The organism is Haloferula sargassicola (assembly GCF_040362925.1).
In the GTDB taxonomy this organism is placed as follows: Bacteria; Verrucomicrobiota; Verrucomicrobiia; order Verrucomicrobiales; family Akkermansiaceae; genus Haloferula; species Haloferula sargassicola.
The window spans coordinates 79198-103816 of sequence record NZ_BAABRI010000021.1 but is presented as its reverse complement, the minus strand read 5'-3'; the positions used below and the strand labels follow the sequence as shown (position 1 = coordinate 103816).

Below are 24619 nucleotides of genomic sequence, written 5' to 3'. Positions count from 1 at the left end.
CCCCCCCCCCCCCCCCACCTCCCCCCCCCCCCCGCCGCCCGCCGCCCCCCCCCCCCCCCCCCCCCCCCCCCCCCCCCCCCCCCCCCCCCCCCCCTCCGATCCCACTCCCGCATCGACAAAGCCCTCCCCGCATGGCTTTTGCTCCCCTAGCCAAACCATGCCGCCGCTCCTGCGATTCGAAAACGTCACCCGCCGCTTCGGCTCCTTCACCGCCATCCGCGACGTGACCCTCGACATCGAGAAAGGCGAAACCTTCTCCCTGCTCGGCCCGTCGGGCTGCGGAAAAACCACGCTCCTCCGCATGGCCGCCGGCTTCGACCGGCCCGACGAAGGCCGCATCCTGCTCGACGGCCGCGACATCACCCACCTCCCGCCCGACCAGCGCCCGGTCAACACGGTCTTCCAGTCCTACGCCCTCTTCCCCCACCTGAGCATCCGCGACAACATCGCCTTCGGCCCGAAACTCAAGGGCTGGTCCGCCGCCGAGGTCGCCCGCGAGACCGACCGCATGCTCGATCTCGTCGACCTCACCGCCCACGCCGCGAAAAAGCCCGCCCAGCTCTCCGGCGGACAAAAACAGCGCGTCGCCATCGCCCGCGCGCTCGTCAACAAGCCGCAGGTCCTGCTCCTCGACGAACCGCTCGCCGCGCTCGACCTCAAGCTCCGCCAGCGGCTTCTCGTCGAGCTCGACGCCATCCACGACGAGGTCGGCATCACCTTCCTCTACGTCACCCACGACCAGGGCGAGGCGATGTCCATCAGCGACCGCATCGCCGTCATGAACCACGGCGTCATCGAGCAGACCGGCAAGCCCGCCGAGATCTACGAGGCTCCCCGTAGTTCCTTCGTGGCCGCCTTCATCGGCGACACCAATTTCCTCGACGGCACCGTCACCACCGCCGGCGATCGCTTTTCCCGCTGCGCGCTCGAAGACCTCGGCGAGATCGTCATCGACAACGACCGCCCGCTCCGCGAGGGCGAGCAGGTCCACGTTTCCCTGCGGCCGGAGAAGATCGTCGTCGTCCGCGAAAAACCCGCGCTCTCCGGCGAAGAGAACGCCATTTCCGGCAAGGTCGAGGACGTCATCTACTTCGGCTCGCACACCCGCTACTGGGTCCGCTGCGGCGAGTGGCGGATCTGCGCCGAGATGCAGCACCGCCACTACCAGCTCGATGCCTCGCCACCGCAGTGGGGCGACGAAGTCTGGCTCCGCTGGCACGCCAACGACGGCTACCTCCTCGACCGCTACCGCGAAGAAGACAAAGCCCTCCTCACCCTGCCCGACGAAGCGTGATGAAACGATCCGAATGGGCCCCCACGCTCCCCAGCCTCGCCTGGCTGGCGGTGTTCGTGCTGGTCCCCCTGCTGATCATTTTCGTCATCGCCTTCCGCCCCACGCTGCCCGCCGGCGGCGTCGGCGAGGGCTGGTCGCTCGATGCCGTCCGCTCGCTCGCCGACCCCGCCTACCCGAAACTTCTGTGGCGCACGCTGTGGATCAGCGCCGCCACCACCGCCGCCTGCATCGGCATCGGCCTGCCGGTCGCCTTCTGCCTCGCGAAACTCCCGCCCGTCTGGCGCGGCCGGCTGCTGTTGCTCATCGTCGTGCCCTTCTGGACGAACTTCGTCATCCGCGTCTTCGCTTGGCAGCAGCTCCTCCACGCCGAAGGCCCGGTCGCCCGCACGCTCCGTGCGCTCCATTTCCTCGGGGAAAACGACCGCCTGCTCGGCAATGCCACCGCGGTCGTCGTGGTCAGCGTCTATACCTTCCTGCCCTTCGCCATCCTGCCGCTCTTCGCCGCGGCGGAGAAGTTCGACTTCGGCCTGCTCGACGCCGCCCGCGACCTCGGCGCCAGGCCCTTCCGCGCCTTCCGCTCGGTCTTTCTCCCCGGCATCCGCCAGGGCATCGTCACCGCCTTCCTCGTCGTCTTCGTCCCCATGCTCGGTGCCTACGTCGTGCCCGACATGGTCGGCGGCACCGACAGCCAGATGATCGGCAACCGCATCGCCCAGCGGAACTTCAACGACCGCAACCTGCCCGCCGCCGCCGCCCTCTCCGGCGCGCTCACCCTGATGGTGCTCGGCCCGATGCTGATCCGCCGTCGCGGAAAGGAGGCCCAGCCGTGAAACCGAGCCGCCTCCCGCTGATTACGACGATCCTCGTACTGGTCTTCTTCTACCTGCCGATCGCCGCCTTGGTCGTCCGTTCCTTCAACTCGTCCCGCTACACCCCGGAGTGGAAAGGCTTCACCTGGAAATGGTACGAGCGGCTCTTCGAGCGCGACGACCTCCTCGCCGCCCTCGGCAACTCGCTCAAGATCGCCACCGCCGCCTCGTTGCTGTCGATGGTCCTCGGCACCTCCGCCGCCTTCGCGCTGCACCGCCACCGGTCGCGCCTCCAGGATTTCCACAGCCTCATGGTCCGCGTGCCGCTCGTCCTGCCCGACATCCTCATGGGCATGAGCCTGCTGCTGCTCTTCGTCTCCATCGGCATGCCGCTGAGCCTCGTCACCATCACCCTCGCCCACGTCACCTTCTGCCTCAGCTACGTCGCGCTGGTCGTGCTCGCCCGGCTCGAGGACTTCGATTTCAACGTCGTCGAAGCCGCCCGCGACCTCGGTGCGAGCCGCTTGCAGGCTTTCCGCAAAGTCACCCTGCCCATGCTCCTCCCCGGCATCCTCGCCGGTGGGCTGCTGGCCTTCACGCTCTCGATCGACGACTACGTGATCACCTTCTTCGTCAAGGGCCCCGGCTCCGACACGCTGCCGACGCTCGTTTACTCGATGATTAAAAAGAGCCGCGAGCTGCCTGTCATCAACGCCCTTTCCACGCTCATGCTGGCCGTCACCTTCGTCGTCGTCTTCGCCGCCCAGCGGCTGACACGGAAGGCTTGATCTCCGGAGCGCGGAATGATTTCTGCTAGGGCAGAAAAATGAAACGCCGCCATTTCCTCGCCGCCTCCGGAGCCGCCGCCACCTTCCCCTTCCTGCCCTCCTGCTCGAAGTCGGGCGGAGCGTCCGGCGGGAAAACCCTGACCGTGTTCACCTGGGCCGACTACCTGAGCGATGACGCCGCCGCATCCTTCGAGGAAAAACACGACTGCAAGCTGGTCATCGACACCTTCGACTCGAACGAGGCGATGATCGCCAAGCTCGAAGCCGGCGCGACCGGCTACGACGTGCTCGTTCCGTCCTCCTACGCCGTCCGCCAGCTTCAGGAAAAGGACCTGCTTCAACCACTCGACAAGTCGCTGATCCCGAACACCGCCAACATCGACAAGGACTATCTTTCCCGCTCCCTCGATGGAGATATGAACGTCTCCGTCCCCTACATGATGGCTCCGACCGTCTTGGCCTATCTCAAGTCCAAGGTCGGCGACGCCGAGCCCAGCTGGCGCCTCATCGAGCGCCCCGACCTCAAGGGCCGCATCACGCTCCTCGATGACATGCGCGAAGTCCTCGGCGCCGCGCTCAAGACGCTCGGGCATTCGTTCAACTCCACCGAAGAAGCCCAGGTCAACGCCGCCGCCGACCTGGCGATCGAGTGGAAGAAGAACATCGCCAAGTTCGAGAACGAACAGTGGAAGACCGGCATCGCGTCCGGCGAATTCTTCCTGGTCCACGGCTATGCGGGTGAGTTGATCCTCGCGCAGGACGAGAACGAAGACATCGAAGTCATCGTCCCGCAGGAAGGCGCCGCCTTTTCCTGCGACGACCTCTGCATCCCGAAATCCGCCAAGGAAGTCGAGTTGGCGCACGCCTTCATCAACCACCTCAGCGACGCCGCCGTGGCCGCCGAGAACATGGAATGGATCGGCTACCGCGCGCCCAACACGGCGGCGTATGCGAACCTCAGCGAAGACTTCCGCGGCAGCCCGATCCTCTTCCCGCCCGACGAGCTTTTCGCCAAGTGCGAGCCCATCGCCTACCTCGGCGACCAGCTCCCCATCTACACCGCAGCGTGGGATCGGGTGAAGAATGCGTAAAGGATCGGAGCGCTGGCTTTAGCCGGCGCGTTTCCCCCATGACCCATCGCGGCACCTACGATCGCGGCTTCCTCCCCCACCGCGATTACTTCAACTCCCTCCTCGCCCTCACCTTCCGCCTGGACGACTCCCTCCCGCGCCAAGTCATCCAAAAATGGCAGATCGAGCTCGCCTCCGACCCCGAGCGCGCCGACGACGACCTTCATCGCCGCATCGCGCAGTACGAAGACGCCGGCCATGGCAGCTGCCTGCTGGGTGAACCCGAGCATGCCGCCATCGTCCAGGCCACCCTCATCGCCGGCCACCCCGACCGCTACCGCTTGCTCGATTGGTGCATCATGCCGAACCATGTCCACGCGATGATCCGGCTGACCAGCGGGTTCTCGCTGGCCCAGATCCTCCAGCTCTGGAAAGGCGGCTCCGCCCTGCAAATCAACCGCCTCACCGGTCGGACGGGAAGGCTGTGGGGCCGGGAATACTTCGATCGTCTCATCCGGGATGAGCAGCACTACTTCCGCGCCAAACGTTACATCCGCCGGAACCCGGTAAAAGCGGGGCTCTGCCGTGAGCCCGAAGACTGGCCGTTCTCATCCGCGGGCATCGCCTGGGATCCGGACTGAATTTTCGGAGCGCTGGCTTTAGCCGGCGCGTCTGGAAAGGAAACGCGCCGGCTAAAGCCAGCGCTCCCATCCTTGCCACCGCCCGCCGGATCGCTCACCTTCCGCGTCCACACCCATGTCCGACGTCCCGCCCCAAGCCGCCGCCGCCCACATCGCCACGATCGCCGCCGAAACCGGCATCCACGTCAACTCGGTCGCCGCCACCGCCAAGCTCCTCGCGGAAGGTGCCACCGTCCCCTTCATTTCCCGCTACCGCAAGGAAGCCACCGGCGAACTCGACGAGGTCAAGATCCAGACGATCCGCGACCGCATGGTCCAGCTCGCCGAGCTCGACGGCCGCCGCGTTTCCATCCTCAAGTCACTCGAAGAACGCAGCCTGCTCACCGACGAGCTGAAGAAAAAACTCAGCCACGCCGACACCATGGCCAAGCTCGAGGACATCTTCGCCCCCTTCCGCCCGAAGCGCCAAACCCGCGCCACCAAGGCCAAGGAAAAGGGCCTCGAACCCCTCGCCGACTGGCTGCTCGAAAACCAAGCCGCCGACCCCGCCGAGGAAGCCGCGAAGTTCGTCAGTGAGGAGAAGGAGGTCGCCACCGCCGACGAAGCCCTCGCCGGCGCGCGCGACATCATCGCCGAGCGCGTGGCCGACGATGCCGACCTGCGGGGCCGCGTTCGCCGCATTTACGAAAACGACGCCACCGTTTCCTCGCGCGTGATGTATGGAAAGGACGAGGACAAGGACGCCGCGAAATACCGCGACTACTTCGACTGGAGTGAGCCGTTCAAGTCCATCCCGTCCCACCGCATGCTCGCCATCCGCCGTGGCGAAAAGGAGGCCTTTCTCATCATGCGGATCGACGTCCCGCTCGACCGCGTCGCCAGCGAGGCGATCCCCGACTGGGTCAAAACCACCGGCCCCGCCGGCGAGCAGGTCCGCCTCGCGGTGGAAGACGGCTGCAAGCGCCTGCTGATGCCCTCGATGGAAACCGAGATGCGCCTCGCCGCAAAGAAGGCCGCCGATGAAACCGCGATCCGCGTGTTCGCCGACAACCTTCGCGAGCTGCTCCTCGCTTCGCCGCTCGGCCGCAAGCGCACGCTCGCCATCGACCCCGGCTTCCGCACCGGCTGCAAGACCGTCGTGCTCGACGCCCAAGGCGCGCTGCTCCACCACACCGTCCTTCACGCCACCGCCGGCTCGAACAACCAGCTCTACGAGGCCGCCGTCGAGCTCGCCGGCCTCGTTTCCAAATATAAGATCGAAGCCATCGCCATCGGCAACGGCACTGCCAGCCGGGAAACCGAGGCTTTCGTGAAAAAGCTGAAACTCCCCTCGTCGATCCCCGTCATTTCCGTCAACGAATCCGGCGCCTCGATCTACTCCGCTTCGGAAGTCGCCCGCGAGGAGTTCCCGAACGAGGACGTCACCGTTCGCGGCGCGGTCTCGATCGGCCGCCGCCTGATGGACCCGCTCGCCGAGCTGGTGAAGATCGATCCCAAGTCAATCGGCGTCGGCCAGTACCAGCACGATGTCGACCAGCGGGCGCTGAAAACGAGCCTCGACGACACGGTCGAAAGCGCCGTGAACGCCGTCGGCGTCGAGATCAACACCGCGTCCAAACAGCTCCTCGCCTACGTTTCCGGGCTCAATGCCAGCCTCGCCGAAAACATCGTCGCCTACCGTACCGAAAAGGGCGGCATCCGGTCCCGCGCCGAGCTGAAGAACGTCCCGCGCCTCGGCGAAAAGGCCTTCGAGCAGGCTGCCGGCTTCCTGCGCATCCGCGATGGCGAGCATCCGCTCGACGCCTCCGCCGTCCACCCGGAACGCTACGCGCTGGTCGAGAAAATGGCTGCCGACCTCGGCTGCGAAGTCGCCGACCTGCTGACCAGCGATTCGCTGCGGAAGAAGATCGACCTGAAGAAATACGTCGATGCCGAAGTCGGCCTGCCCACCCTCCAGGACATCCTCGCCGAGCTGTCGAAGCCAGGCCGCGACCCGCGCAAGCAGTTCGAGCTGTTCTCGTTTGCCGAAGGCGTCGAGAAGCCGTCCGACCTCTCGCCCGGCATGAAGCTCCCCGGCATCGTCACCAACGTCGCCGCCTTCGGGGCCTTCGTCGACATCGGCGTCCACCAGGACGGCCTGGTCCACGTCAGCCAGCTTTCCGACCAATTCGTCCGCGACCCCGCCGAGGTCGTGAAGGTCGGGCAAAAGGTGAACGTCACCGTGCTGGAGGTCGATATCCCACGAAACCGGATCTCGCTTTCCATGAAATCCGCGCCGGACATGGAGCCCCGCCGCGGCGGTGGCAGCCGCGACTCCAACCGCGGTCCGCGCCCGCAACCGCGCCGCGAGTCCGGCGGCCGATCTCAGCCCGCCGGCGGCAACGATTGGTTCAGCCAGGCGATGAACCAGGCCAAGAAGCGCTGAGGAGGCGGCTTGCTGTCGGGTCGGCTTTGTCCCAAGCTCGCCGCGTTCATGAAGCCCGCCACCACCCTCTCGCTCGTTGTGATCGCCGTGCTGGCGACGGTCGTGATCGAAGAATCGCGCCTGAAGCACTACCGCAGCGAGCTTGCGGACCTGCAGGCGCTCCGCGCGACGCAGCCGGCTCCGGAAAGGGTCGAGGAGGAGCCGGAGGCGGTGGTGGAAAGCTCCGCCGCGTCGGTGGGGCACGAGCTGCCGGCGAACTTCCCGGTGCCGAATTCCGAGGAGATCAAGACGCTGGCCGCCAGCCCGCGGGCCGGTCTTTACCTGGAGCTCGGGCTGACGGTGACCGAGCAGGCCTATGTGGAAAACCTGATCACCGGGCTGCGCAAACAGCAGCAGGAGCTGGCCGCGGCCTGGATCGCCGCCGCGCCCGACCAGCGGGCGGACCTCGAGGCCAAGCTGCGCGAGGCGGAGGTGACCACGGATGAGGCGCTGCGCGGGTTCTTCCGGGAGGAGAAGGAGTTCAAGGTGGTGCAGGACGCGCTGGCCTTGCAGCCGGACGTCGAGCTCTACCGCCAGCTCGAGCCCTATCTCTCGGTCCAGGGCGTGGGCTTCAACAAGACCAAGGAGGACCGCTTCATCGAGGCCCTGCACCAGATCCGCATGACGGTGGGCGGGATCGACTGGAATTCGCCCGACGCGCTGCCGTTCCACGCCACCGGGACCGCGGCCGATCGTTTCCGGCAGGAGTGGAAGCGGATCAATGAGGGGCTGGAGAAGGTGCTGCCGGTGTTTCTCGACCGGCGCGAGCTGGAGGCCGTGGAGGCGGCGCGCAAGGAGCTGTACGAATCCCTGAAGGAGACCATTTCCCCGGCGGACGAGGCGGGGCCGGAGGAGGAAGCGCCCGCTGCCGAGGAGCCGGCGGACCAGTGACCCTACGCGATCCCGTTACGGCGGGGGCGTTGCTTTCGATTCGGGGATCCCTAGCATTTGGATTTTCCCCCCACCCTTCATTGTTTCCCCCGAAATGAGAATCGTAGTCCACGACTACGCGGGTCACCCCTTTGCCCCGTCCCTGAGCCGTGAGCTATCGCGCCGCGGCCACGAAGTCATCCATACCTTCGCCAGCTCGCTGCAAACGCCGCGGGGGGCGCTGCGTCGGCGTAGCGACGATCCCGCCACGGTCGATTTCCGCGAGATCCCGATGGATCCCGACTACCCGCGCTACAAGTATTCCTTCATCCGCCGCCGGCGCATGGAGGTGGAGTATGGCAAGCGCGTCGCCGCCTTTATCCGCGAGTGGAAGCCCGAGGCGGTGCTCTCCGGCAACACGCCGACGGAGACCCAGGGCCCGATCGTCAACGCCACGGTCCGCTGCGGCGGCCGGTTCTGCTACTGGGTGCAGGATTTCTACTCGCTGGCCGTCGAGCGGCTGCTGAAAAAGAAGCTGCCGGTCGTCGGCGGACTGCTCGGGCAATTCTACCGCCACCTCGATCTCAAGCAGTTCCGCGAAAGCCACCGCATCGTCACCATCACCGAGGATTTCAACTCGATCCTCGACCGCGAGTTCGGCGTGGATCCCGAACGCATCGATGTGGTCCCGAACTGGGCCGTCATCGAGGAGCTGCCCGTCACCGGGAAACGCAACGCTTGGTCAGAGCGCCACGGCCTGCATGACAAGTTCGTATTCCTCTACACCGGGACGATCGGCATGAAACACAATCCCGCCATGCTGCTGGAGCTGGCGCGGCGGCACCGCAACGACCCCTCGGTGCGCGTCGTGGTGGTGTCCGAAGGCCTCGGCGCCGAGTGGTTGCAACGCGAGGGCGCCGGTCTGGAGAACCTGCTGATCCTGCCGTACCAGCCCTTCGAGGACCTGCCGCAGGTGCTGGCGAGCGGCGACGTGCTGATGGCGCTGCTGGAAGAAGAGGCCGGCGTCTTTTCCGTGCCCTCGAAAATCCTGGCCTACCACTGTGCCGGGCGGCCACTGCTGATGGCGGTGCCCGCCGCCAACCTCGCCGCGCGGATCACGAAGGAGCACGGCACCGGCCTGACCGTCGCGCCCGGCGACATGGCAAGCTTCCTCGCCACCGCCGATCGCTTGCGGGGTTCGCAGGAACTCCGGGAGGAGCTGGGAAAAAAGGCCCGCGACTACGCCGAGGCGACCTTCAGCATCGGGCCCATCACCGACCACTTCGAACGCATCCTCGCCGAATGACGCGCTGCCTCTGGATCACCCGACAAGAGCCGCGGGCGGCCAATGCCGGCGACATCATCTACTCGCTCGGCCTCCTGCGCGCCTTGGCGGCGACCGGCCGGGTCGAGCTGACGGTGCTGACCCACCGCGACCGCGTCGAGGTCTCGGAAATCGAGTACATCGACTTCGAGCTGCCCTGCTTCATGCCGCCGAAATCCGCGTCCTGCATGATTTCCCCGCTGCCGGCCGATGCCCACCGCATGGGCAATCCGGAGATGCGCCGGCGGCTGCGCGAGCTGATCGCGGCAAAGAACTTCCAGCGGGTGGTCATCGACCAGGCCGCCTGCAGCTGGGCGCTGGACCTGATCCCCGGGGAAATCCCGGTCCTTTACATCGCCCACAACCATGAGACGGCGCTGCGGGCGGAGATCGCCGCCGGCGGCCGTGGCCCGACCGCGCCGCTGTATCGCTACGATGCCTGGAAATACGGTCGCATGGAAACCAAGCTGTGCCGGCGGGCGAAGTGGATCTCCGCCATCACGCCGCGCGATGAAGCCGCCTTCCGGCAAAAGTTTCCGGGCAAGGACTACCTCCAGCTCACGCCGGGATTCGAGGGGCCGGTGCCCGAGGGAGATGCCGCGGAGATCACCGCGGAGACCCCGCGCAAGGTGGTGCTCGGCGGCACCTTCGAATGGCTGGCGAAGCGCCGGAATCTGGAGGCTTTCCTCGGCGATGCCGCCCGGCATTTCCCGGCGGCGGGCATTGATTTCCAGATCGTGGGAAAGGCCGATCCCGACCATTTCGCCGAGCTCGCCAAGCGCTACCCGTGGGCGAAGTTCGACGCCAACGTGCCCTCGATGGACCCCTACCTGCGCGGCGCCCGCATCGGGCTGATCCCGGAGGCGCTCGGAGGCGGATTCAAACTCAAGGCGCTCGATTATATCTTTCGCGGCCTGCCGCTTGCTTCCATCGAAAGCGCGCTCTCCGGGCTGCCGGTCAGCGCGGGCGATGGCGCCATCGCCGCCCACACCACCGCTGGCCTGGCGGAGAAGGTGGCGGCGGTGATCGACGACCTCGACCAGCTCAACCGCCACGCCCGCGTGGCGCTTGACCGATGCCGCGGAGCCTTTCACTGGAGCGACCGCGGCGACGCCCTCGCCGACTGCCTCTGCCCCGCCTGAAACTTTTCTCCTCCGATGATCCGCAAACCCGGTCCCAAAGCCCTCTCCCGCCGCCAAGGCACGGGCGAACGGCCCGGCGTGCGCCGCGGGGACCCCGAACGGGCGCCGCACATCGCGCTGATCGATCCCATCTGGGCGGGCCACCACCCGATGTATTTCGGCCAGTTCGCGGCGGCCTTTCTCGATCTCGGCGCGCGGGTCAGCGGCTTCTGTCCGCAGCCGAAAGCGGGAGCGCGGGAAATCGAGCTCGCCTGGGGCCCGGCGATCGATCGCTGGAGCACGCATCCCATCCCGCCGGCCAAGCGCTCGCTTTTCAACGGCCGCTTCGAGGGCGATCCCTACCACACGCTCGACCGCTGGCAGCAGGCCGCCAAGGCGATCGCCGACGCGGCGGAGGAGTCCGGCCAGCCGATCGACGCCGCCTATTTCCCGTACCTCGACACCTACCTGCGCTTCCTGCCGCTGCCGGAGGTGCCGGCCTCGACCATCGGCATCCCGTGGGGCGGCCTCTACCTGCGCAACCACCACTATCGCGACGACACCAACCCGATGCTCCGCGCCGCCCGCCTGCTGGCCAAGGGCGACGCGCTGATGCGCTCGTCGCTGTGCCGCGGCGTCGGCGTCCTCGACGAGCGCTTCGCCGGAGCGCTGGAGTCGCACATCGGGAATCCGGTCACGCCGTTTCCGGACGTGACCCTGGCCGGGCTGCCGGAGCAGGAGCCCGAGCTGGTACGCTTCATCCGAGAAAAAGCCAAGGGTCGCCCGATCGTCGGACTCATCGGGCTGGAGAAGCGCAAGGGCATGCTGACCATGCTCGATGCCGCGCTGCAGGCGCAGGATGGCGGGCTGCCGACCTACTTCGTGTTCGCCGGGGTCTTCGACCGCAGCGAGTTCGAGGCCGGCGAGCAGAGCCGGATCCAGGAAATCGTCGGCCGCATCCGGTCGGGCGAGATCGATCACATCCACTTCGACCCCGAGGCTCCGCGCATCGCGACCGAGCCGGATTTCAACGCGCTGTTCCGCTCGTTCAGCGTGGCGTGGGCGGCCTACCTCGGTTTCCCCGGCAGCAGCGGCACGCTGGGCAAGGCGGCCGCCTTTGAAATCCCGGTCATCGCCAGCCGCGGCGAGTGCATCGGCCAGCGCGTCGAGCAGTTCCGGCTGGGGGCAACCATCGACGAGGGAAATGCCAGCCAGGCGACCGCCGCGATCCGGGAGCTGTTGGAAACACCGGCGGAGCGGGATTTCGAAGGCTACCGTCGCCTGCACAGCCCGGAGCGGCTGCGGGTGGTGCTCGGCGAGTGGCTGGAGGCCGCCGTGCCGCGCCGCTGACGGAAGTGGTTGTCCCGGCGAGCCCGATGCTCTTGATTGGGCTTCATGAACCGTTTCCTCGCCCTGCTCTCACTGCTGCCGGCGGCCGCCTTCGCGGCGGATCCGTTTCCCGTCTCGGTCCAGATCGACCTGTCGGGAAACGAAGGCCCGATGGAGCCGATCTGGCGGTTTTTCGGCGCGGACGAGCCGAACTACGCGACCATGAAGGACGGCCGCAAGTTGCTCGGGGAACTCGGCGAACTGCGGCCGGACGAGGTGTTTTTCCGGGCCCATAGCCTGATGGTCAGCGGCGATGGCACGCCGGCTCTGAAGTGGGGTTCGACCGGCATGTATGGCGAGGACGGCCGCGGCCGGCCGATCTATGACTGGGAGATCGTCGATGGCATCTTCGATGCCTACCGCGAGAACCACGTGCGGCCCTACGTGCAGATCGGCTTCATGCCGGAGGCGCTGTCGGTGAAGCCCGTGCCCTACCGGCACCACTGGACGCCGGAGGCGGATTACGACGAGATCTACACCGGCTGGGCCTACCCGCCGAAGGATTGGCGGAGGTGGGAGGAGCTGGTGTTCCAATGGGCCAAGCACTGCAAGGAGCGCTACGGCGAGGAGGAGGTCCTGCACTGGTTCTGGGAGACCTGGAACGAGCCGAACATCGGCTATTGGCGGGGCACGAGGGAGGAGTTCTTCCGGCTCCATGACCACGCGGTGAACGCCGTGCGGCGGGCCATCCCGGGAGCCCGCGTCGGAGGTCCGGACGTCGCCGGCGGGCCGGGCGGGGATTTCCTGGAAAGCTTCCTCCGCCACTGCCTCGAAGGCCGGAATGCCGCCACCGGCGAAACGGGAACCCCGCTCGATTTCGTTTCCTTCCACGCCAAGGGCCGGCCGGAAACGGTGGACGGACACGTGCGCATGGGCATCGCCAACCAACTGCGGGACATCGACCGAGCCTTCGAGGTGATCGCGAAGTTTCCTGAAACCCAGCCGCTGCCGATCGTGATCGGCGAGTCCGATCCCGAGGGCTGCGCGGCCTGTCAGGGGGAGAACCTCGCCTACCGCAACGGCACCCTGTATTCCAGCTACACGGCGGCTTCGTTTCCCCGGAAACTCGATCTCGCGCGCAAGCACGGCGTGAATCTCGTGGGCGCACTGACCTGGGCCTTCGAGTTCGAGGACCAGCGTTACTTCGCGGGCTTCCGTTCGTTGGCCACGCGCGGGATCGACAAGCCGGTGCTGAACGTGTTCCGGATGTTCGCGAAGATGCGCGGCCACCAGCTGCCGGCGCACAGCGACCACGAGCGGGAACTCGGGGAAATGGTGGCGCACGGCGTGCGGGGCGCGCCGGATGTCGGGGTCCGCGCGGCCCGCGATGGCCGCACCGCCACGGTGCTGGCCTGGCACTATCACGATGACGACCTCCCCGGTCCCGCCGCGGAAATCCGCATCGAGCTGGCCGGCTGGCCGGGGTCGGCCAAGCCGGTCATCCGGCAGTTCCGGATCGACGAAACCCACTCCAATGCCTTCACGATGTGGCGGGCGATGGGGTCGCCCCAGAAGCCGACCGGGGCTGAAATCCGCGAGTTGATGGAGGCCGGCGGCCTGGCTGAAATGTCGGCACCGGAAGTCCGGACCGACTCCGCGGGCAAAGCGCAGCTGGCTTTTTCCCTGCCGCGCCAGGGGGTGTCCCTGCTGGAAATCGAGGGCCTGTGAGGCGGGCGCGAAAGAGCCTCCGCGGGAGCGATCCCGGGGAGGCTCGAAACGACGCGGGGATGGGACCTCAGCGGACCACCTTGGCCACGTCGGTGAAACCGCGGAGCTGGATCTCCTGAGACACCGGATCGAGGAACAGCACCTGGAACACCCGCTTTTTGCCGGGCGGAGCCCAGCGGGCGGCGGCAATGCGCTTCCAGTCTTTGGCCGCATTGCCAGGTCCGATGCGGCAGAATGCGCGCATGTCGATCAGGTTGTCGGGGCCCGCATCGAGCTCCTTCACCAGATTGGTGGTGCCTTTCTTGAAGCGAAGATCCTTCTCGTCGAGCTGGAACCGCACTTCGGTCGGGCTCATGTTGAGCACCATCAGCGAGCCTTCGGGGAAGGCCTTGCGGGTGTCGTCCACGACGAAGATCCGGTAGGGCAGATCGCCCGCCTTGCCGGTGCCGGGCACGAACAGCAGGATCACCGATCTGGCCCCGTCGGGCAGGGTGGCCTTGGCCACCAGCTTCTCCTGGATCAGGGTGCTGGATGGGTCCGGATCGGTGGTCAGGAGCAGGTTCTGGGTGCCGTCGGGCAGAGTCTCCGCCTGATGGTTGAGAAAGGTTTTCACCTCGAGCTTCACGCTACCGGCATCCTTTTTGGCGGGATTGAAGGCATAGACTTCCGGTGGCGGCTGGGCACCGATCACGAAAGCCAGGCAGCGGACCCGGATTCCGGCTTCCTCCCGTGCTTGCTGGGCGACGGCCGGCAGACCGATCAGGCTGGTCAGAAGGCCGAGAAGCAGGGTTCGGCGGGTTTTGGCGAAGGCGGGTTTTATCATGGATGCAGCATACATTAGATCTCGTCGGGCGAAAGCCAGCGGAACCCGGTCAGGATGAAGCGACGGCCGAACTTCTGGTTCACCTCGCTGGTCAGCTCGTCCGGAAGGATCTCCGCCTGGTCAACCGGATCCACATAATCGGGAACGCGCTGCACCGTGGCCTCGCAGTAAGCCTGCGCGGTGATCCTGTCCGCCGGGTCGCGGGACTCGCCGTAGGCACGGATGCGGAAGGTATCACCCCGCACGGTGGCGACCGGAGCCAAGGCCATCATCAGGTCACCTTGGCTGACGATCGAGGGCGCGCCCTCCGCTGAGAAGCCGAGGCGGGCGGAGGTGTTCTGCTCGCCCTTGGTGGCGTTCGGCAGGAGCTGGGACGAGCCGTTGATCGTATTGGAGTCGAGCCGGTGGAATTCGTCATTGATGGAGGACTCCTCGATCGCCGTCTGGAGCAGACCTTTGACGGTATGGAGCCCGGATGAGCCGCCGATCCGGCGGTTCACGAACTCACCCAGCGTGCAGAACGGCGCCTCATCGGTGCTGCCACGGGCCTGGATCTGCTCGACGATGGACTCGGCGAGGTTTTCGAGCTGGTCATCGGTCAAGGCTCGGAAGCCGGCCCACCGCTTGGCGCCTTCGACATCCACGGAGGTGCCCGATTCCTGATCGTCCGGATCTCCGGCAAGCGGGAACGAGGCCCGCGGGTAGGCGGTCTTGCCATCGGCGGTCAGGTCCGCATCCCCCCATCCGACCACGGCGCGGTCGCGGAGGGAGGTCAGCATCGCCCACCAGGCGTCCTTGGAGTCGGAATTGACGTTGAAGGCACCGGGAACTCCCATGACCGTCGCCATTTTCCTCGCCCGCTCGGCGGGCGGGAGGTTGGCGATTTCCTGGGCCGTCGATTCGGTGTTCGAGGAGGAATTGACGATCGGGACCAGCCGGCGGTTGAGCTGGCGCGGGTTTTCCTCAAGGAAATCGGTCAGCAAGCCCTTGGTCGATTGGTTACCGGTCACATCGTTCTGGATTTCACCGATGGTCGAGAAATAGAAGCGGTCCCATAGCGCATCGTTCAGGAGATAGGAGTGGTCGAGCATGTTCCCGAAGCGGACACCGGACGTCGTGCTGGTGACCGGGTTGCGGACGCTGACGCGGTCGGTGGGAATCAGCGGATGGCTGTAGGAGTTTCCGAACGGGTGGGTGAAGCGTGGCAGGGCGCCGGACGCCACCAGATTGGCGGGAATCAGGTCGCCGAGGCTCGCGGACGGAAGCACCGGCACGTGGAACATCGGCACGTTCGAAACCCCGCCGTTGGCGCGGCTGGTGCCGCCGAGATACCCGCGGTTCTGGGAGTCGATCTCGATCATCGGGAAATCGTAGAAGCTGCTGACCTCCCGCAGGGAGACGTCGTAGGCATCCATCGCATTGCCGATCTCGCGGGTGTCCTGTTCGCCGCCCTCGTTGACGGGGTGCGCGTGCATCCACGGCTTGGTGAAGTCGAAGACGTCCTTGGTGGTCTTCGCGGAGACACTGAAGAGGGCGAAGGGGGTCTTGCCGCCCGGCGTGGAGTCATCCGGGGTCTGCAGCAGATCGCCGACCTGATAAGTGCGGGTGATTTCATTGTTGTTCAACAGTCCGCCCACCTCGCTCTCGACGTTATTGAAACGGAACTTGTAGCTGCGGATGATATCCCGCTCGGGCTGCTCCCTCACGCCCGCCAGAAGATCCATTTGGAAATCCGGAAACTTCGCGTTGGAACCTGTCGCCGGGAATGCGCGCCCCGCCTTGCAGAAGACCGAAACCTCGTGGTCGGTCCGAATCGCAACCCAGCCGTCTCTGAGGTCGCCAGTCTGGTAGATGGTAGCCGGCGGGCGGGCATCGGAATACGAGAGGTGGTCCGTCTGGAGCCCAGCACGCGGGTCCCAACCCGGGATGGTCTCCACTCCATACTTGTTTTTCGTGCGGTTATCGACATTACCAAATTCCGAGTCAGCTCTCCAGTCGAAGAATGAGCGCGGGTCCCCAGCAGCAATTTCATACCCCCAGGTCCATCGTCCCTCTACCCAAGGTGAGAAGACTTTCACCTCGCCCGGCTGCATGACGATTGTCCCGCCGGGCTGCGGATTCGCTCCGCCCCGGCTTTCAGTAAGAAGAAATGTGAACCAACGACGGGCCGAAGGCTCGTGCTCGTTCTTGATTTGGAAGCGGGCTAGACCTTGATAATTGCCGCTTGCAAATTCGTCCCGTAGCCAGTTCTGATTTTTCTTAAATCCAAACAAAACCGGTGGATCCCATAGGCGAATCCGAAGTTGCTCCAAGCGAATGGCAACATCATACGGATTCCATAGAGTGATCACAGGATCATAGACCAAATGAGGAACTCCGTATCGGGTGTTTCCTCTCGGAGATGCTTGAGTATTGTAAAACTGTACCCGATCGGGAAGGTGAGAGTAGTGGGTGACCAAGGAGAACACAATTTGCATTTTCGCCACCACCGGCAACAGGGTTTCGCTGGTGGGTGCCACGTCCAGCCCGATGGACTTGGGGCGAAGTTCAGATCTCAGAAGTGTGACAGAAGGGACACCCCCAGCCGACCCCGAGATCCGCTCCTGCAAAGCGTAGTGGCTCTGTAGGTAGTCCCATGTCGGAGCCCCATCGGCTTCGCTGAAATAAAGGGTTTCACGGCCTAATTCCCTCGCAGGATCGCCCTCGAACAAGGAGGTGAGATCCCATTTCACGCCGCCATCAGCGACGTTGGTGAGGAGGCCGATCGACTGGGTCGTGATCGCCTCCTGGCGGCCGAGGATCTGCGTCTTGTCCGTCCCCGTGCCCAGAGCGAGGGAGGCGGTATCGAGGGTCACCAGCTTCGGATACTCGGATTCCGCAAGCTGTTGCATGCCCGGCAGGAACACCTCGGGCGCGGCGCGCTGGGGAGCCACCCGTTGCGCGATTCGCTCGGAAACCTGGAGGTCCTCATCGTCCTCGCCCTTCAGGGCGATCGCGACCTTTTGGGATTCGTCCATCACGCCCCAAGCGAGGCCGCCCACGGTCTGATCGGTGGTCTGCACCCGCTGCCGGTTCGCCCTCAGCGAATTGGTGGCATCCGGGTCGGTGGAGGTCTGGCCCACGGTTTCGGGGTTGATCAGCCACACCGGGTCGTCGAACTGCTGCGTCGGCGCCTTGATGTCGCGGGCCAGATCTTCGTCAGCGGTCGAGGCCAGCCAACGCACGAAGCCGCCGCGCTTGTCGGTGTAGTCCGGCGAATTGGCGGATTCCGGGTTCCAATGCCAGCTGTCCCACGCCCCGAGCAGGTTCGCCTCGCCGCCCGGGCCGTTGACCGCCGAGGAATTGGCGGACACCCGCTGGTCGGGGCCCATCGCCTTCTGAAGGTTGCCGATCGCGACCGTCAGCGCCATCCGGGCATTCGCCCGCGCCACGGCCATGGCATCACCCCCGCGGCTGGACCGCAGGGTGACCGACGACAGTCCAAGCAGGCCCACGGCCAGCAGGGACAGCAACACCATCAGCGCAATGACGATGATCAGGGCAAATCCGCGGTCGGACCTGCGAGCGGTGGGTTGGGAAAGGGATTTCATGGGTTGAGGAACTTGTAACTACAAATTAAATACAAGTCAAAGGATGATTGGCATTGTAAAGACATGCACGACGTCCCAGTGAAAGCAGCATTTCCCGGGAACCGCGGGTGTTACACAAAAACCGTGTCATTTGTAGGAATCGTTTCCTTAAACGGCAATCGAATTTTTTGGAGGGACCACCTCCGGGCGATCGCCTGGCGTCAGAAAAAGAGGATCCGGGCGCAGCTTAGGGAGCAGAGGATCCTTCCGCTTCCCGGATGGCCGCTCAAAGCGAAGGGTCTGGACGAAATAACCCCGGCTGCCTGAGGCAGCCGGGGTTGGAAGCCGGAAGAATCCGGCGCAATCATTCCCCGGCCACCATCACCCGCAGGAAGCCGCGGGAGGGCAGGCCGTTCGAGCCGCTCAGGCTGAAGGTGCGGTATTCGTAGCCGGCTGGCACGGTCGGGAGCCCGGCGGTGACCGCGCTGGCGGGCACCACGGTCTCCCCGAAGGTGGCGAGATCCTGCGAACCTTGCACCGTGTAAACGACGCCGTCCTGGGTGGCAGTCGGCGAGGGCGACCCCGCAAACGCCGGAGTGCCCGAGCGCACGGCGATCGTCATCAGCAACTCGGCGGTGGCATCCCCATCGGCATCGCTGTCAGCCTTGATCGAGTAGACCTTGGCATTGTCGCTGCCGTCGTTCGGCACGCCCCCGAGGGCGAACTCGACGAGGTTCGACTGGCCGTCGCCATCCGGATCCGCGGTGGATCCGACGATGGCCGGGTCCGTTTCGCTGCCGAAGTAACCGGCGATCCAGTCGCCGAACGGGCTGCCGCCATTCGGATTGACCAGGGTGATCTGCGAATTGGATCCCGTGCCGTAGTCGATCGACCAACCGTTGGGCAGGCCATTGACCGTGAAGGTGCCACTCAGGGCACCCGAGTACTGGGCCACCACGTAACTCCCGGCGGTGCCGGCAGTCAGTTGCGTGATGTCCAGGGTCGCGCCGGACAGAGTGAGGTCACCATTCACCACCAGCGTGTCACCGATCGCGCCGTCGATTTCATAGGCGTAGCTGCCCGCGATGGTCGTGTTGCCCGCGGTCAGTGTGCCGGCCGAGGCTCCCGGAGCCAGGGTTCCGGTGGCTTCCACCATCAGCGGTCCCGCCACCGAGCCAGTGCCACCGAGCGAGCCGGCGGAGACGGTGGTGGTGCCGGTGTAGGTGTTGGCACCGTTCAGCTGGAGGAAACCGCTGCCCACTTTGGTGAGGCCGCCTCCGCCATTGCCTTCTAGCATCGCCACATTGACCGCGACGGTCTGCCCGTTGGAGTCCAAGGTGAGACCGCCGGAATTGACAGTGGTGGTGTCGATGCCGCTGACGAAATCAACATTCGCCCCAGCATTGGCAACGAGCGTTCCACCGCCGAAATTCAGCGCGCTGGTGCCGGCATCGGTTTCAATGATCCGGTTGGTGCGCAGAGTGCCGCCGGCATTGAGATTGAGCGTCCCGGTGCCGCCGCCCGTGGCTACGTTCACCTGCTGGCCGTTGGATTCCACGACACCGCTGCCCGAGATCGTGAGGGTTCCGGTGCCGGCCTCCGCCAGGATGAACCCTGGATAGCCGCCGGGTGTCGGTGGATTCTGGATCAAGGTCCCCCCAGTGACGTTCCACTCCGCCACCGATGGGGCGAGGCGCCCGATCACCAGGTAGCCGTTACAGGTGGTGCTGCCTCCGCTCTGGTTCCAAGTTGCCTTGCCATTTTGGCCGAACCAAACGCGATCGTTGCCACCCATCACTGCCGAGCCGCCCGTTTGGGTGACGAGAGCGGTCGCGTTCTCCGCATTAGCGAAGGTAGCGAGGCCCGCGTTGAGATTGCCTCCGGACAAGTTGAGGAATCCATCGCTCGTGCCACCCTTGCCGACGTAAAAGGTGCCGGTGCTCGTTACCACCCCATTATCCTGGATGTTGAGAGTTCCGGTGGAGTCGTTGACGTCACTGATGTTGAAATCATTGGCGCCCGCCGTGAACGAAGCATTGTCCTTCACCGTCAGGGTAGCGGTGCCGTTCACACCCACGGAAATGTAGTCGGCGGTCTTGGTCACGACGCTGGTGCCACCAACGGTCACTACCGAAGTCGATCCAAGATTCTCGGCCATGAGTATTTTGCCATTCGACGTCCAGTTCGAATCCGTGAGAGTGACCACCTGCGTGCTAGCATTGTCGGCCAGTCCGTTGGCGTAGCCCGAGCTGAAAGCTCCCGTCACGAGAGTGGAATCCACCGCCGTCAGGGTGCTTGTCACGCCCGAGCCATTGCCGCGTCCAATCGCCAAGAAGTCGGTGAGGGACAGCGACGTATCGATGAGCGAGAGATTACCCGCCAATCCCGGCTGAGAGCCGATCCAGACCCCGTTGGTGACCGTGTTTGTCTGGGTTCCGCCGGTTCCATCGAAAATCAGGGAGCCGTTCCGGATGTTAATGCCCGTGCCGGCACCCCCGAAGGTGTTGGCCCCATCGTAGGTGGCCGTCAGCGCGCCGGGTCCGCTTTTAACGAAATTACCGCCGTTCGAAACCAGTTGATTTGTCAGCGTCAGATCGTTGTCGATCCGAAGTCCGCCACCTGCCACGGTCCCTTCGGTCGAAATACCGCGGTCGATAGAGGTCGTGGGCCCCGTGTAATAGAGCGTTCCTCCAGCGAGCACGAGGTTCTCTGGATCCGCGGAGGCGGCACCGATCGGGCTCGCGACGCCGCCGGATGTCAGGACATCCACCGTGGTCGTGCCACCCTGCAGTCGAGTGGGACCCGTATAGGTGTTGGAGATGCCCGAGATCTCAAGAGCCGCAGTGCCCGATTTGGTAATTCCCACTGAACCAGCGATCGCGCCGCCCCCGGAACTGGTGAGCGAATAAGAACGCGTCGAGTTGTTGAACAGAACCTCGGAGGGGGAGACGACAGCCACCAGATCGACATCCGTGGTCCCGACCGCCTTGTCGTCGAACAATGCCGGGCTGGGATCCGTGTAAACCGTCGGCTCACCGGTGGACTGCTCCACCCAGTTTTCCGTGACGAAGTCCCATACGCCATCGTTGGAGCCGGCCGGGACAAAACTGAGTTCCGCAAACGCCAGATCCATGGTCGCGGCATTGCTCAAGGTTACCGTTGTGCCGCTCACCGCGGTGACGGTGGTGCCCTCGGGCAACGAAGCCTCTTCCCCAACCACCGTCTGCCCGACCGCGATGCCCGCGGCGCTATCGACCACCACGGTATTGGAACCGTTGGTCAGGTCGCCGTAGCTGATGATCGGATCAGCATCGTTTCCATTCCATCGGGGCTGGGAAACGCTGGTGATATTGAGGTAGACGGCCGTGAGTCCGCTACCATCATAGTTATCTTTCACTACCAGATCGCCCGCCACACCATTGGGCACGCTGTTGATAACGAAGCTTCCGGTCCCCGAGCGGTTCGCCGGATCATACTGAATCAATAACAGCCGACCTGTCTTGAAATTTTGGCCGCTGATGTTGATGTTTACGTCTCCATTGACTGCCAGATTACCGGTCACGTCGATCATCGGCACGTCCGGGAGCACGTCAGTTGCCCCGAACACGCCGAAGTTGAGATTGAGCGTGGTCGGGCCCGCGGTCGTTCCAAAGGTGGCATTATCCGGAGCCAGTTGATCGCCGAGATACAGGGTGGTCAGGCCCAGTGTGGTGTTATCGGCGAGGGTGAGGTCGCCCGTCCTTTCCAGAAGAAAGGGATTATCTGCCGGTATTGAAAGCGAACCCTCGTTGATCGTGGTAGGCCCCGCGTAAGTGATCAGATTGTTGACGTTGACCAGATTGAGCGAGCCGGCACCGTTCTTCGTCAGACCACCCGTTCCACCGAGTTCGATGTTGGCCGTGCCCAGAGCGAAGCCGTTCGAGTCAAGGATCAGCCCGCCTGCATTAATGGTACCCGAATCGAAGTCGTTGAGGAAATCGGTCCGCTCCCCGTTGGCGACAACGGTGCCACCGTCGAAGATGACGTTGGCCTCACCATCACCCCCATCAATCGCGTTCGCGTAAAGGGTTCCTCCGGAAAGGGTGAGATTGCCGGTTCCGCTTCCTGCATAGCCGACATCCATGTCCCCCGTCCGGATGTACATCGTGCCGCCGCTGATGGTGCAGTTGCCTGTGCCTCCCCCGTTTTCACTGAGGAAAAGCGAGCCGGTGGTCAGGTCGATGGTGCCACCCGACAGATTGATGGTTCCGACGCCGTCGGTGGTGGTCCCGATGGTGGCGTTGCCGTTGCCTGTCTTGGTGAATGTTCCTCCCTCAACATTGAGCGTGCCGGTCGCGCCGTTGCGCCCGATGGCCAGCCAGTTGCCGACATTCAAGGTCCCGGCCTGAAGCGTGTAGGTCCCTTCGCCATTGGCAGCGTTGCCGATCCACATTTCCCGCGAGTTGGTCGTCACGGCACCCCCGCTTTGCGTGAAGACACCGACACCCGCGGATTCGCCGAGGACGAATTCACCATCCATGATGCTGATATTGCCGCCGGTCATGGTGCCAAACCCTTGCGAGTCAGCGTCGCGCGCGATGAAAAGGCTGCCGTAGGAAGTCAGCGATCCACCCGACATGTTGAGCGTGCCATTACCGCCAAGGCGCCCGAAAGCGGTCCAGACACCGTTGTTCGCTGCACCGGCCGAGACGGCACCGTTGTCGAGATTCAGCACGCCGGTTCCGCCATTGATTCCGACAAACAAATCGTTGGTGGATGCCAGATTCCCGCTGGTGTTGACGTTGACCGTGCCGTTGCCGGTGTCGCCCACCAGCAGATTGCCCGCCGCATCGGGACCCTGCACGGCCACTGACAGGCTGCCGCTCCCTTGCGCCAGCCCGGTGAATGTGCCGCCCGAGCCCGAGGTATCCGCCAGATTCAGTGTCCCGTTCGCACCCGCTCCAAGACCGACGAGCATGTTCTGTCCGGTGTTGCTGCCGAGACTTCCCGCCGTAATGTCGAGGCGTCCGGTGGTGCCGGCGACGCCTACCCGAATCTCGTTCGGCTTGGCCGTGATGATCGAGGAAACGGTGGCAATGTTCGGAGACGTGGTGGCGATTTCGGCGAAATCGGCGTTGGGCACGGCTCCGGTGCTCCAGTTGGAGCCAAGATCCCAGTTCGAGCTGGTGTTTCCGGTCCATACCGCCGCCTGAAGGCTCAGCACGGAAGCTCCGGTAATGACGCCTACAGCGTAGCGCGTGGACAAGGCGGAGTGCAGGAGGGACGTACGCGTCACCCCCGATAATGGGTTGATCATGGATTGTCTGGGTTGGTTCTCGGGTTGATAGGGTCTGTCGCCGAAAGACCGGGCACCCGTATTCAAGACGGGGGCGACACGGGTTTTCCGGGTCAGGGCTGAGACCCTAGCACGGTCAGCTACGAAGCAAGTGGAATTAGTCTGTCTTAAAGAGTGAAATTTTATTCAAATGGGCACCTCCGGCGATTCACGCATGCGTCGTCGGTCGGAAACTCCGAGGCTTGCCCGCCGCCGCCGGCTGGCATAGACCGCGGGCCTCATGGCCTCGATCAACGCGAACTTCCTCAAGCTCAAAGCCGGCTACCTTTTCCCCGAAATCGCCCGCCGGGTGAACGCCTTCTCCGAGGCCCATCCGGACAAGGCCGCCAGGATCATCCGCTGCGGCATCGGCGACGTCACCGAGCCGCTGCCCGAGGCCGTCCGCCAGGCCATGCACGATGCCGTGGACGAGCAGGGCGACCGCGCCACCTTCAAGGGCTACGGCCCGGAGCAAGGCTACGCGTTTCTCCGCGAGGCCATCGTCGAGAACCAGTTCGCCGGGCTCGGCATCGCCGCCGACGAGGTCTTCATTTCCGATGGCTCGAAGTGCGACACCGGCAACATCCTCGATATCTTCGGCAGCGGCAACCGCATCGCCATCACCGACCCCGTTTATCCGGTCTACGTCGATACCAACGTGATGGCCGGAAACACCGGCGAGGCCGGCGAGTCCGGTGCCTTCGAGGGCCTCGTCTACCTCCCTTGCACCGCGGAAAACGGCTTCGTGGCCGACCTGCCCGCCGAAAAGGTCGACCTCATCTACCTCTGCTTCCCGAACAACCCCACCGGCACCGTGGCCACCCGCGAGCAGCTCCAGGGCTGGGTCGATTACGCCAAGGCCCACGACGCGATCATCCTCTTCGACGCCGCCTACGAGGCCTTCATCCAGGACCCGCTGATCCCCCACTCCATCTTCGAGATCGAGGGCGCCAGGGACTGCTGCATCGAGTTCCGATCGTTTTCGAAAAACGGCGGCTTCACTGGCGTGCGCTGCGCCTACGTGGTGATCCCGAAGACCGTGACCGGCAGCGCGCCGGACGGCACCCGCGTGCCGCTCCACCAGCTCTGGAGCCGCCGTCACTCCACCAAGTTCAACGGCGCCTCCTACCCGGTCCAGAAGGGCGCCGCGGCCGTCTTTTCCCCGCAGGGAAAGCAACAGGTCGCCGAGCTGATCGAGCACTACATGGGCAATGCCGCGCTGCTCCGCGAGGCCTGCCGGACCGCCGGCCTGACCGTCTTCGGCGGCGAAAACGCGCCCTACGTCTGGGTTGCCTGCCCGGCCGGCGTTTCCTCGTGGGAAATGTTCGACAAGATGCTCGGCGACGCGCAGGTCGTGATCACCCCCGGGGCCGGCTTCGGCGCGGCCGGCGAGGGTTACTTCCGCATCTCCGCCTTCAATTCCCGCGCCAACGTCGAGGAGGTCTGCCGGCGCATCGCCACCATCTTCGGCTGAA

At 64.9% G+C, this 24619-nt stretch carries 15 protein-coding genes; 12 read left to right on the top strand and 3 right to left on the bottom strand.

Annotated elements, in window-relative coordinates:
- The first annotated feature begins 157 nt into the window (after positions 1-157).
- The 11 genes from ABXH26_RS17045 to ABXH26_RS16995 all read left to right on the top strand — a co-directional run bounded on the left by ABXH26_RS17045 (position 158) and on the right by ABXH26_RS16995 (position 13438).
- Positions 158-1294: an ABC transporter ATP-binding protein gene (locus ABXH26_RS17045; RefSeq protein ID WP_353568302.1), complete on the top strand. Its 1137-nt coding sequence runs from the start codon at positions 158-160 to the stop codon at positions 1292-1294.
- Positions 1294-2124 (top strand): ABC transporter permease, encoded by an 831-nt coding sequence (locus tag ABXH26_RS17040; protein ID WP_353568301.1) that lies wholly within the window; start codon positions 1294-1296, stop codon positions 2122-2124. Before ABXH26_RS17045 ends, ABXH26_RS17040 begins: the two co-directional genes overlap by 1 nt.
- Positions 2121-2891 carry an ABC transporter permease gene (locus ABXH26_RS17035; protein WP_353568300.1) on the top strand — a complete coding sequence of 257 codons (771 nt, stop codon included), beginning with the start codon at positions 2121-2123 and terminating at the stop codon, positions 2889-2891. Before ABXH26_RS17040 ends, ABXH26_RS17035 begins: the two co-directional genes overlap by 4 nt.
- A gap of 38 nt (positions 2892-2929) precedes the next feature.
- Positions 2930-3982 (top strand): ABC transporter substrate-binding protein, encoded by a 1053-nt coding sequence (locus ABXH26_RS17030; RefSeq protein WP_353568299.1) that lies wholly within the window; start codon positions 2930-2932, stop codon positions 3980-3982.
- Positions 3983-4020: 38 nt separating this feature from the next.
- Entirely contained in the window at positions 4021-4602 is a 582-nt protein-coding gene (locus ABXH26_RS17025) for an REP-associated tyrosine transposase (RefSeq protein WP_353568298.1), read from the top strand.
- 115 nt (positions 4603-4717) lie between these two features.
- Complete coding sequence (locus tag ABXH26_RS17020) at positions 4718-7027, top strand: Tex family protein (protein ID WP_353568297.1); 2310 nt, start codon at positions 4718-4720, stop codon at positions 7025-7027.
- A 48-nt stretch (positions 7028-7075) separates the two neighbouring features.
- Positions 7076-7957: a hypothetical protein gene (locus ABXH26_RS17015; protein WP_353568296.1), complete on the top strand. Its 882-nt coding sequence runs from the start codon at positions 7076-7078 to the stop codon at positions 7955-7957.
- 94 nt (positions 7958-8051) lie between these two features.
- Entirely contained in the window at positions 8052-9242 is a 1191-nt protein-coding gene (locus ABXH26_RS17010; RefSeq protein ID WP_353568295.1) for a glycosyltransferase family 4 protein, read from the top strand.
- Positions 9239-10402 (top strand): glycosyltransferase family protein, encoded by a 1164-nt coding sequence (locus ABXH26_RS17005; RefSeq protein ID WP_353568294.1) that lies wholly within the window; start codon positions 9239-9241, stop codon positions 10400-10402. The genes ABXH26_RS17010 and ABXH26_RS17005 overlap by 4 nt, the downstream gene beginning before the upstream one ends.
- A gap of 15 nt (positions 10403-10417) precedes the next feature.
- Positions 10418-11731 (top strand): glycosyltransferase family protein, encoded by a 1314-nt coding sequence (locus ABXH26_RS17000; protein ID WP_353568293.1) that lies wholly within the window; start codon positions 10418-10420, stop codon positions 11729-11731.
- Between the two features lie 45 nt (positions 11732-11776).
- Positions 11777-13438 carry a GH39 family glycosyl hydrolase gene (locus ABXH26_RS16995; protein WP_353568292.1) on the top strand — a complete coding sequence of 554 codons (1662 nt, stop codon included), beginning with the start codon at positions 11777-11779 and terminating at the stop codon, positions 13436-13438.
- 67 nt (positions 13439-13505) lie between these two features.
- Here the strand turns inward: ABXH26_RS16995 and ABXH26_RS16990 are convergent, their stop codons facing one another.
- The 3 genes from ABXH26_RS16990 to ABXH26_RS16980 form a co-directional block, all read right to left on the bottom strand.
- Positions 13506-14261, bottom strand: coding sequence for a hypothetical protein (locus ABXH26_RS16990; protein WP_353568291.1), 756 nt, complete (start codon positions 14259-14261; stop codon positions 13506-13508).
- A gap of 14 nt (positions 14262-14275) precedes the next feature.
- Complete coding sequence (locus tag ABXH26_RS16985) at positions 14276-17851, bottom strand: hypothetical protein (protein ID WP_353568290.1); 3576 nt, start codon at positions 17849-17851, stop codon at positions 14276-14278.
- A 343-nt stretch (positions 17852-18194) separates the two neighbouring features.
- On the bottom strand, positions 18195-23033 hold the full coding sequence (locus ABXH26_RS16980; protein ID WP_353568289.1) for a beta strand repeat-containing protein: 4839 nt from the start codon (positions 23031-23033) through the stop codon (positions 18195-18197).
- 352 nt (positions 23034-23385) lie between these two features.
- Here ABXH26_RS16980 and ABXH26_RS16975 point away from each other — a divergent pair, with 352 nt between their 5' ends.
- Positions 23386-24618, top strand: a complete 1233-nt coding sequence (locus ABXH26_RS16975; RefSeq protein WP_353568288.1) for an LL-diaminopimelate aminotransferase — start codon at positions 23386-23388, stop codon at positions 24616-24618.
- Position 24619 lies beyond the last annotated feature (1 nt).

What these genes read in the sequence shown, in the direction of transcription:
- ABXH26_RS17045 (WP_353568302.1), top strand. Translation starts at nt 158, where the DNA reads ATGCCGCCGCTCCTGCGATTCGAAAACGTCACCCGCCGCTTCGGCTCC.
- ABXH26_RS17040 (WP_353568301.1), top strand. Translation starts at nt 1,294, where the DNA reads ATGAAACGATCCGAATGGGCCCCCACGCTCCCCAGCCTCGCCTGGCTG.
- ABXH26_RS17030 (WP_353568299.1), top strand. Translation starts at nt 2,930, where the DNA reads ATGAAACGCCGCCATTTCCTCGCCGCCTCCGGAGCCGCCGCCACCTTC.
- ABXH26_RS17025 (WP_353568298.1), top strand. Translation starts at nt 4,021, where the DNA reads ATGACCCATCGCGGCACCTACGATCGCGGCTTCCTCCCCCACCGCGAT.
- ABXH26_RS17020 (WP_353568297.1), top strand. Translation starts at nt 4,718, where the DNA reads ATGTCCGACGTCCCGCCCCAAGCCGCCGCCGCCCACATCGCCACGATC.
- ABXH26_RS17015 (WP_353568296.1), top strand. Translation starts at nt 7,076, where the DNA reads ATGAAGCCCGCCACCACCCTCTCGCTCGTTGTGATCGCCGTGCTGGCG.
- ABXH26_RS17010 (WP_353568295.1), top strand. Translation starts at nt 8,052, where the DNA reads ATGAGAATCGTAGTCCACGACTACGCGGGTCACCCCTTTGCCCCGTCC.
- ABXH26_RS17005 (WP_353568294.1), top strand. Translation starts at nt 9,239, where the DNA reads ATGACGCGCTGCCTCTGGATCACCCGACAAGAGCCGCGGGCGGCCAAT.
- ABXH26_RS17000 (WP_353568293.1), top strand. Translation starts at nt 10,418, where the DNA reads ATGATCCGCAAACCCGGTCCCAAAGCCCTCTCCCGCCGCCAAGGCACG.
- ABXH26_RS16995 (WP_353568292.1), top strand. Translation starts at nt 11,777, where the DNA reads ATGAACCGTTTCCTCGCCCTGCTCTCACTGCTGCCGGCGGCCGCCTTC.
- ABXH26_RS16990 (WP_353568291.1), bottom strand. Translation starts at nt 14,261, where the DNA reads ATGATAAAACCCGCCTTCGCCAAAACCCGCCGAACCCTGCTTCTCGGC.
- ABXH26_RS16985 (WP_353568290.1), bottom strand. Translation starts at nt 17,851, where the DNA reads ATGAAATCCCTTTCCCAACCCACCGCTCGCAGGTCCGACCGCGGATTT.
- ABXH26_RS16975 (WP_353568288.1), top strand. Translation starts at nt 23,386, where the DNA reads ATGGCCTCGATCAACGCGAACTTCCTCAAGCTCAAAGCCGGCTACCTT.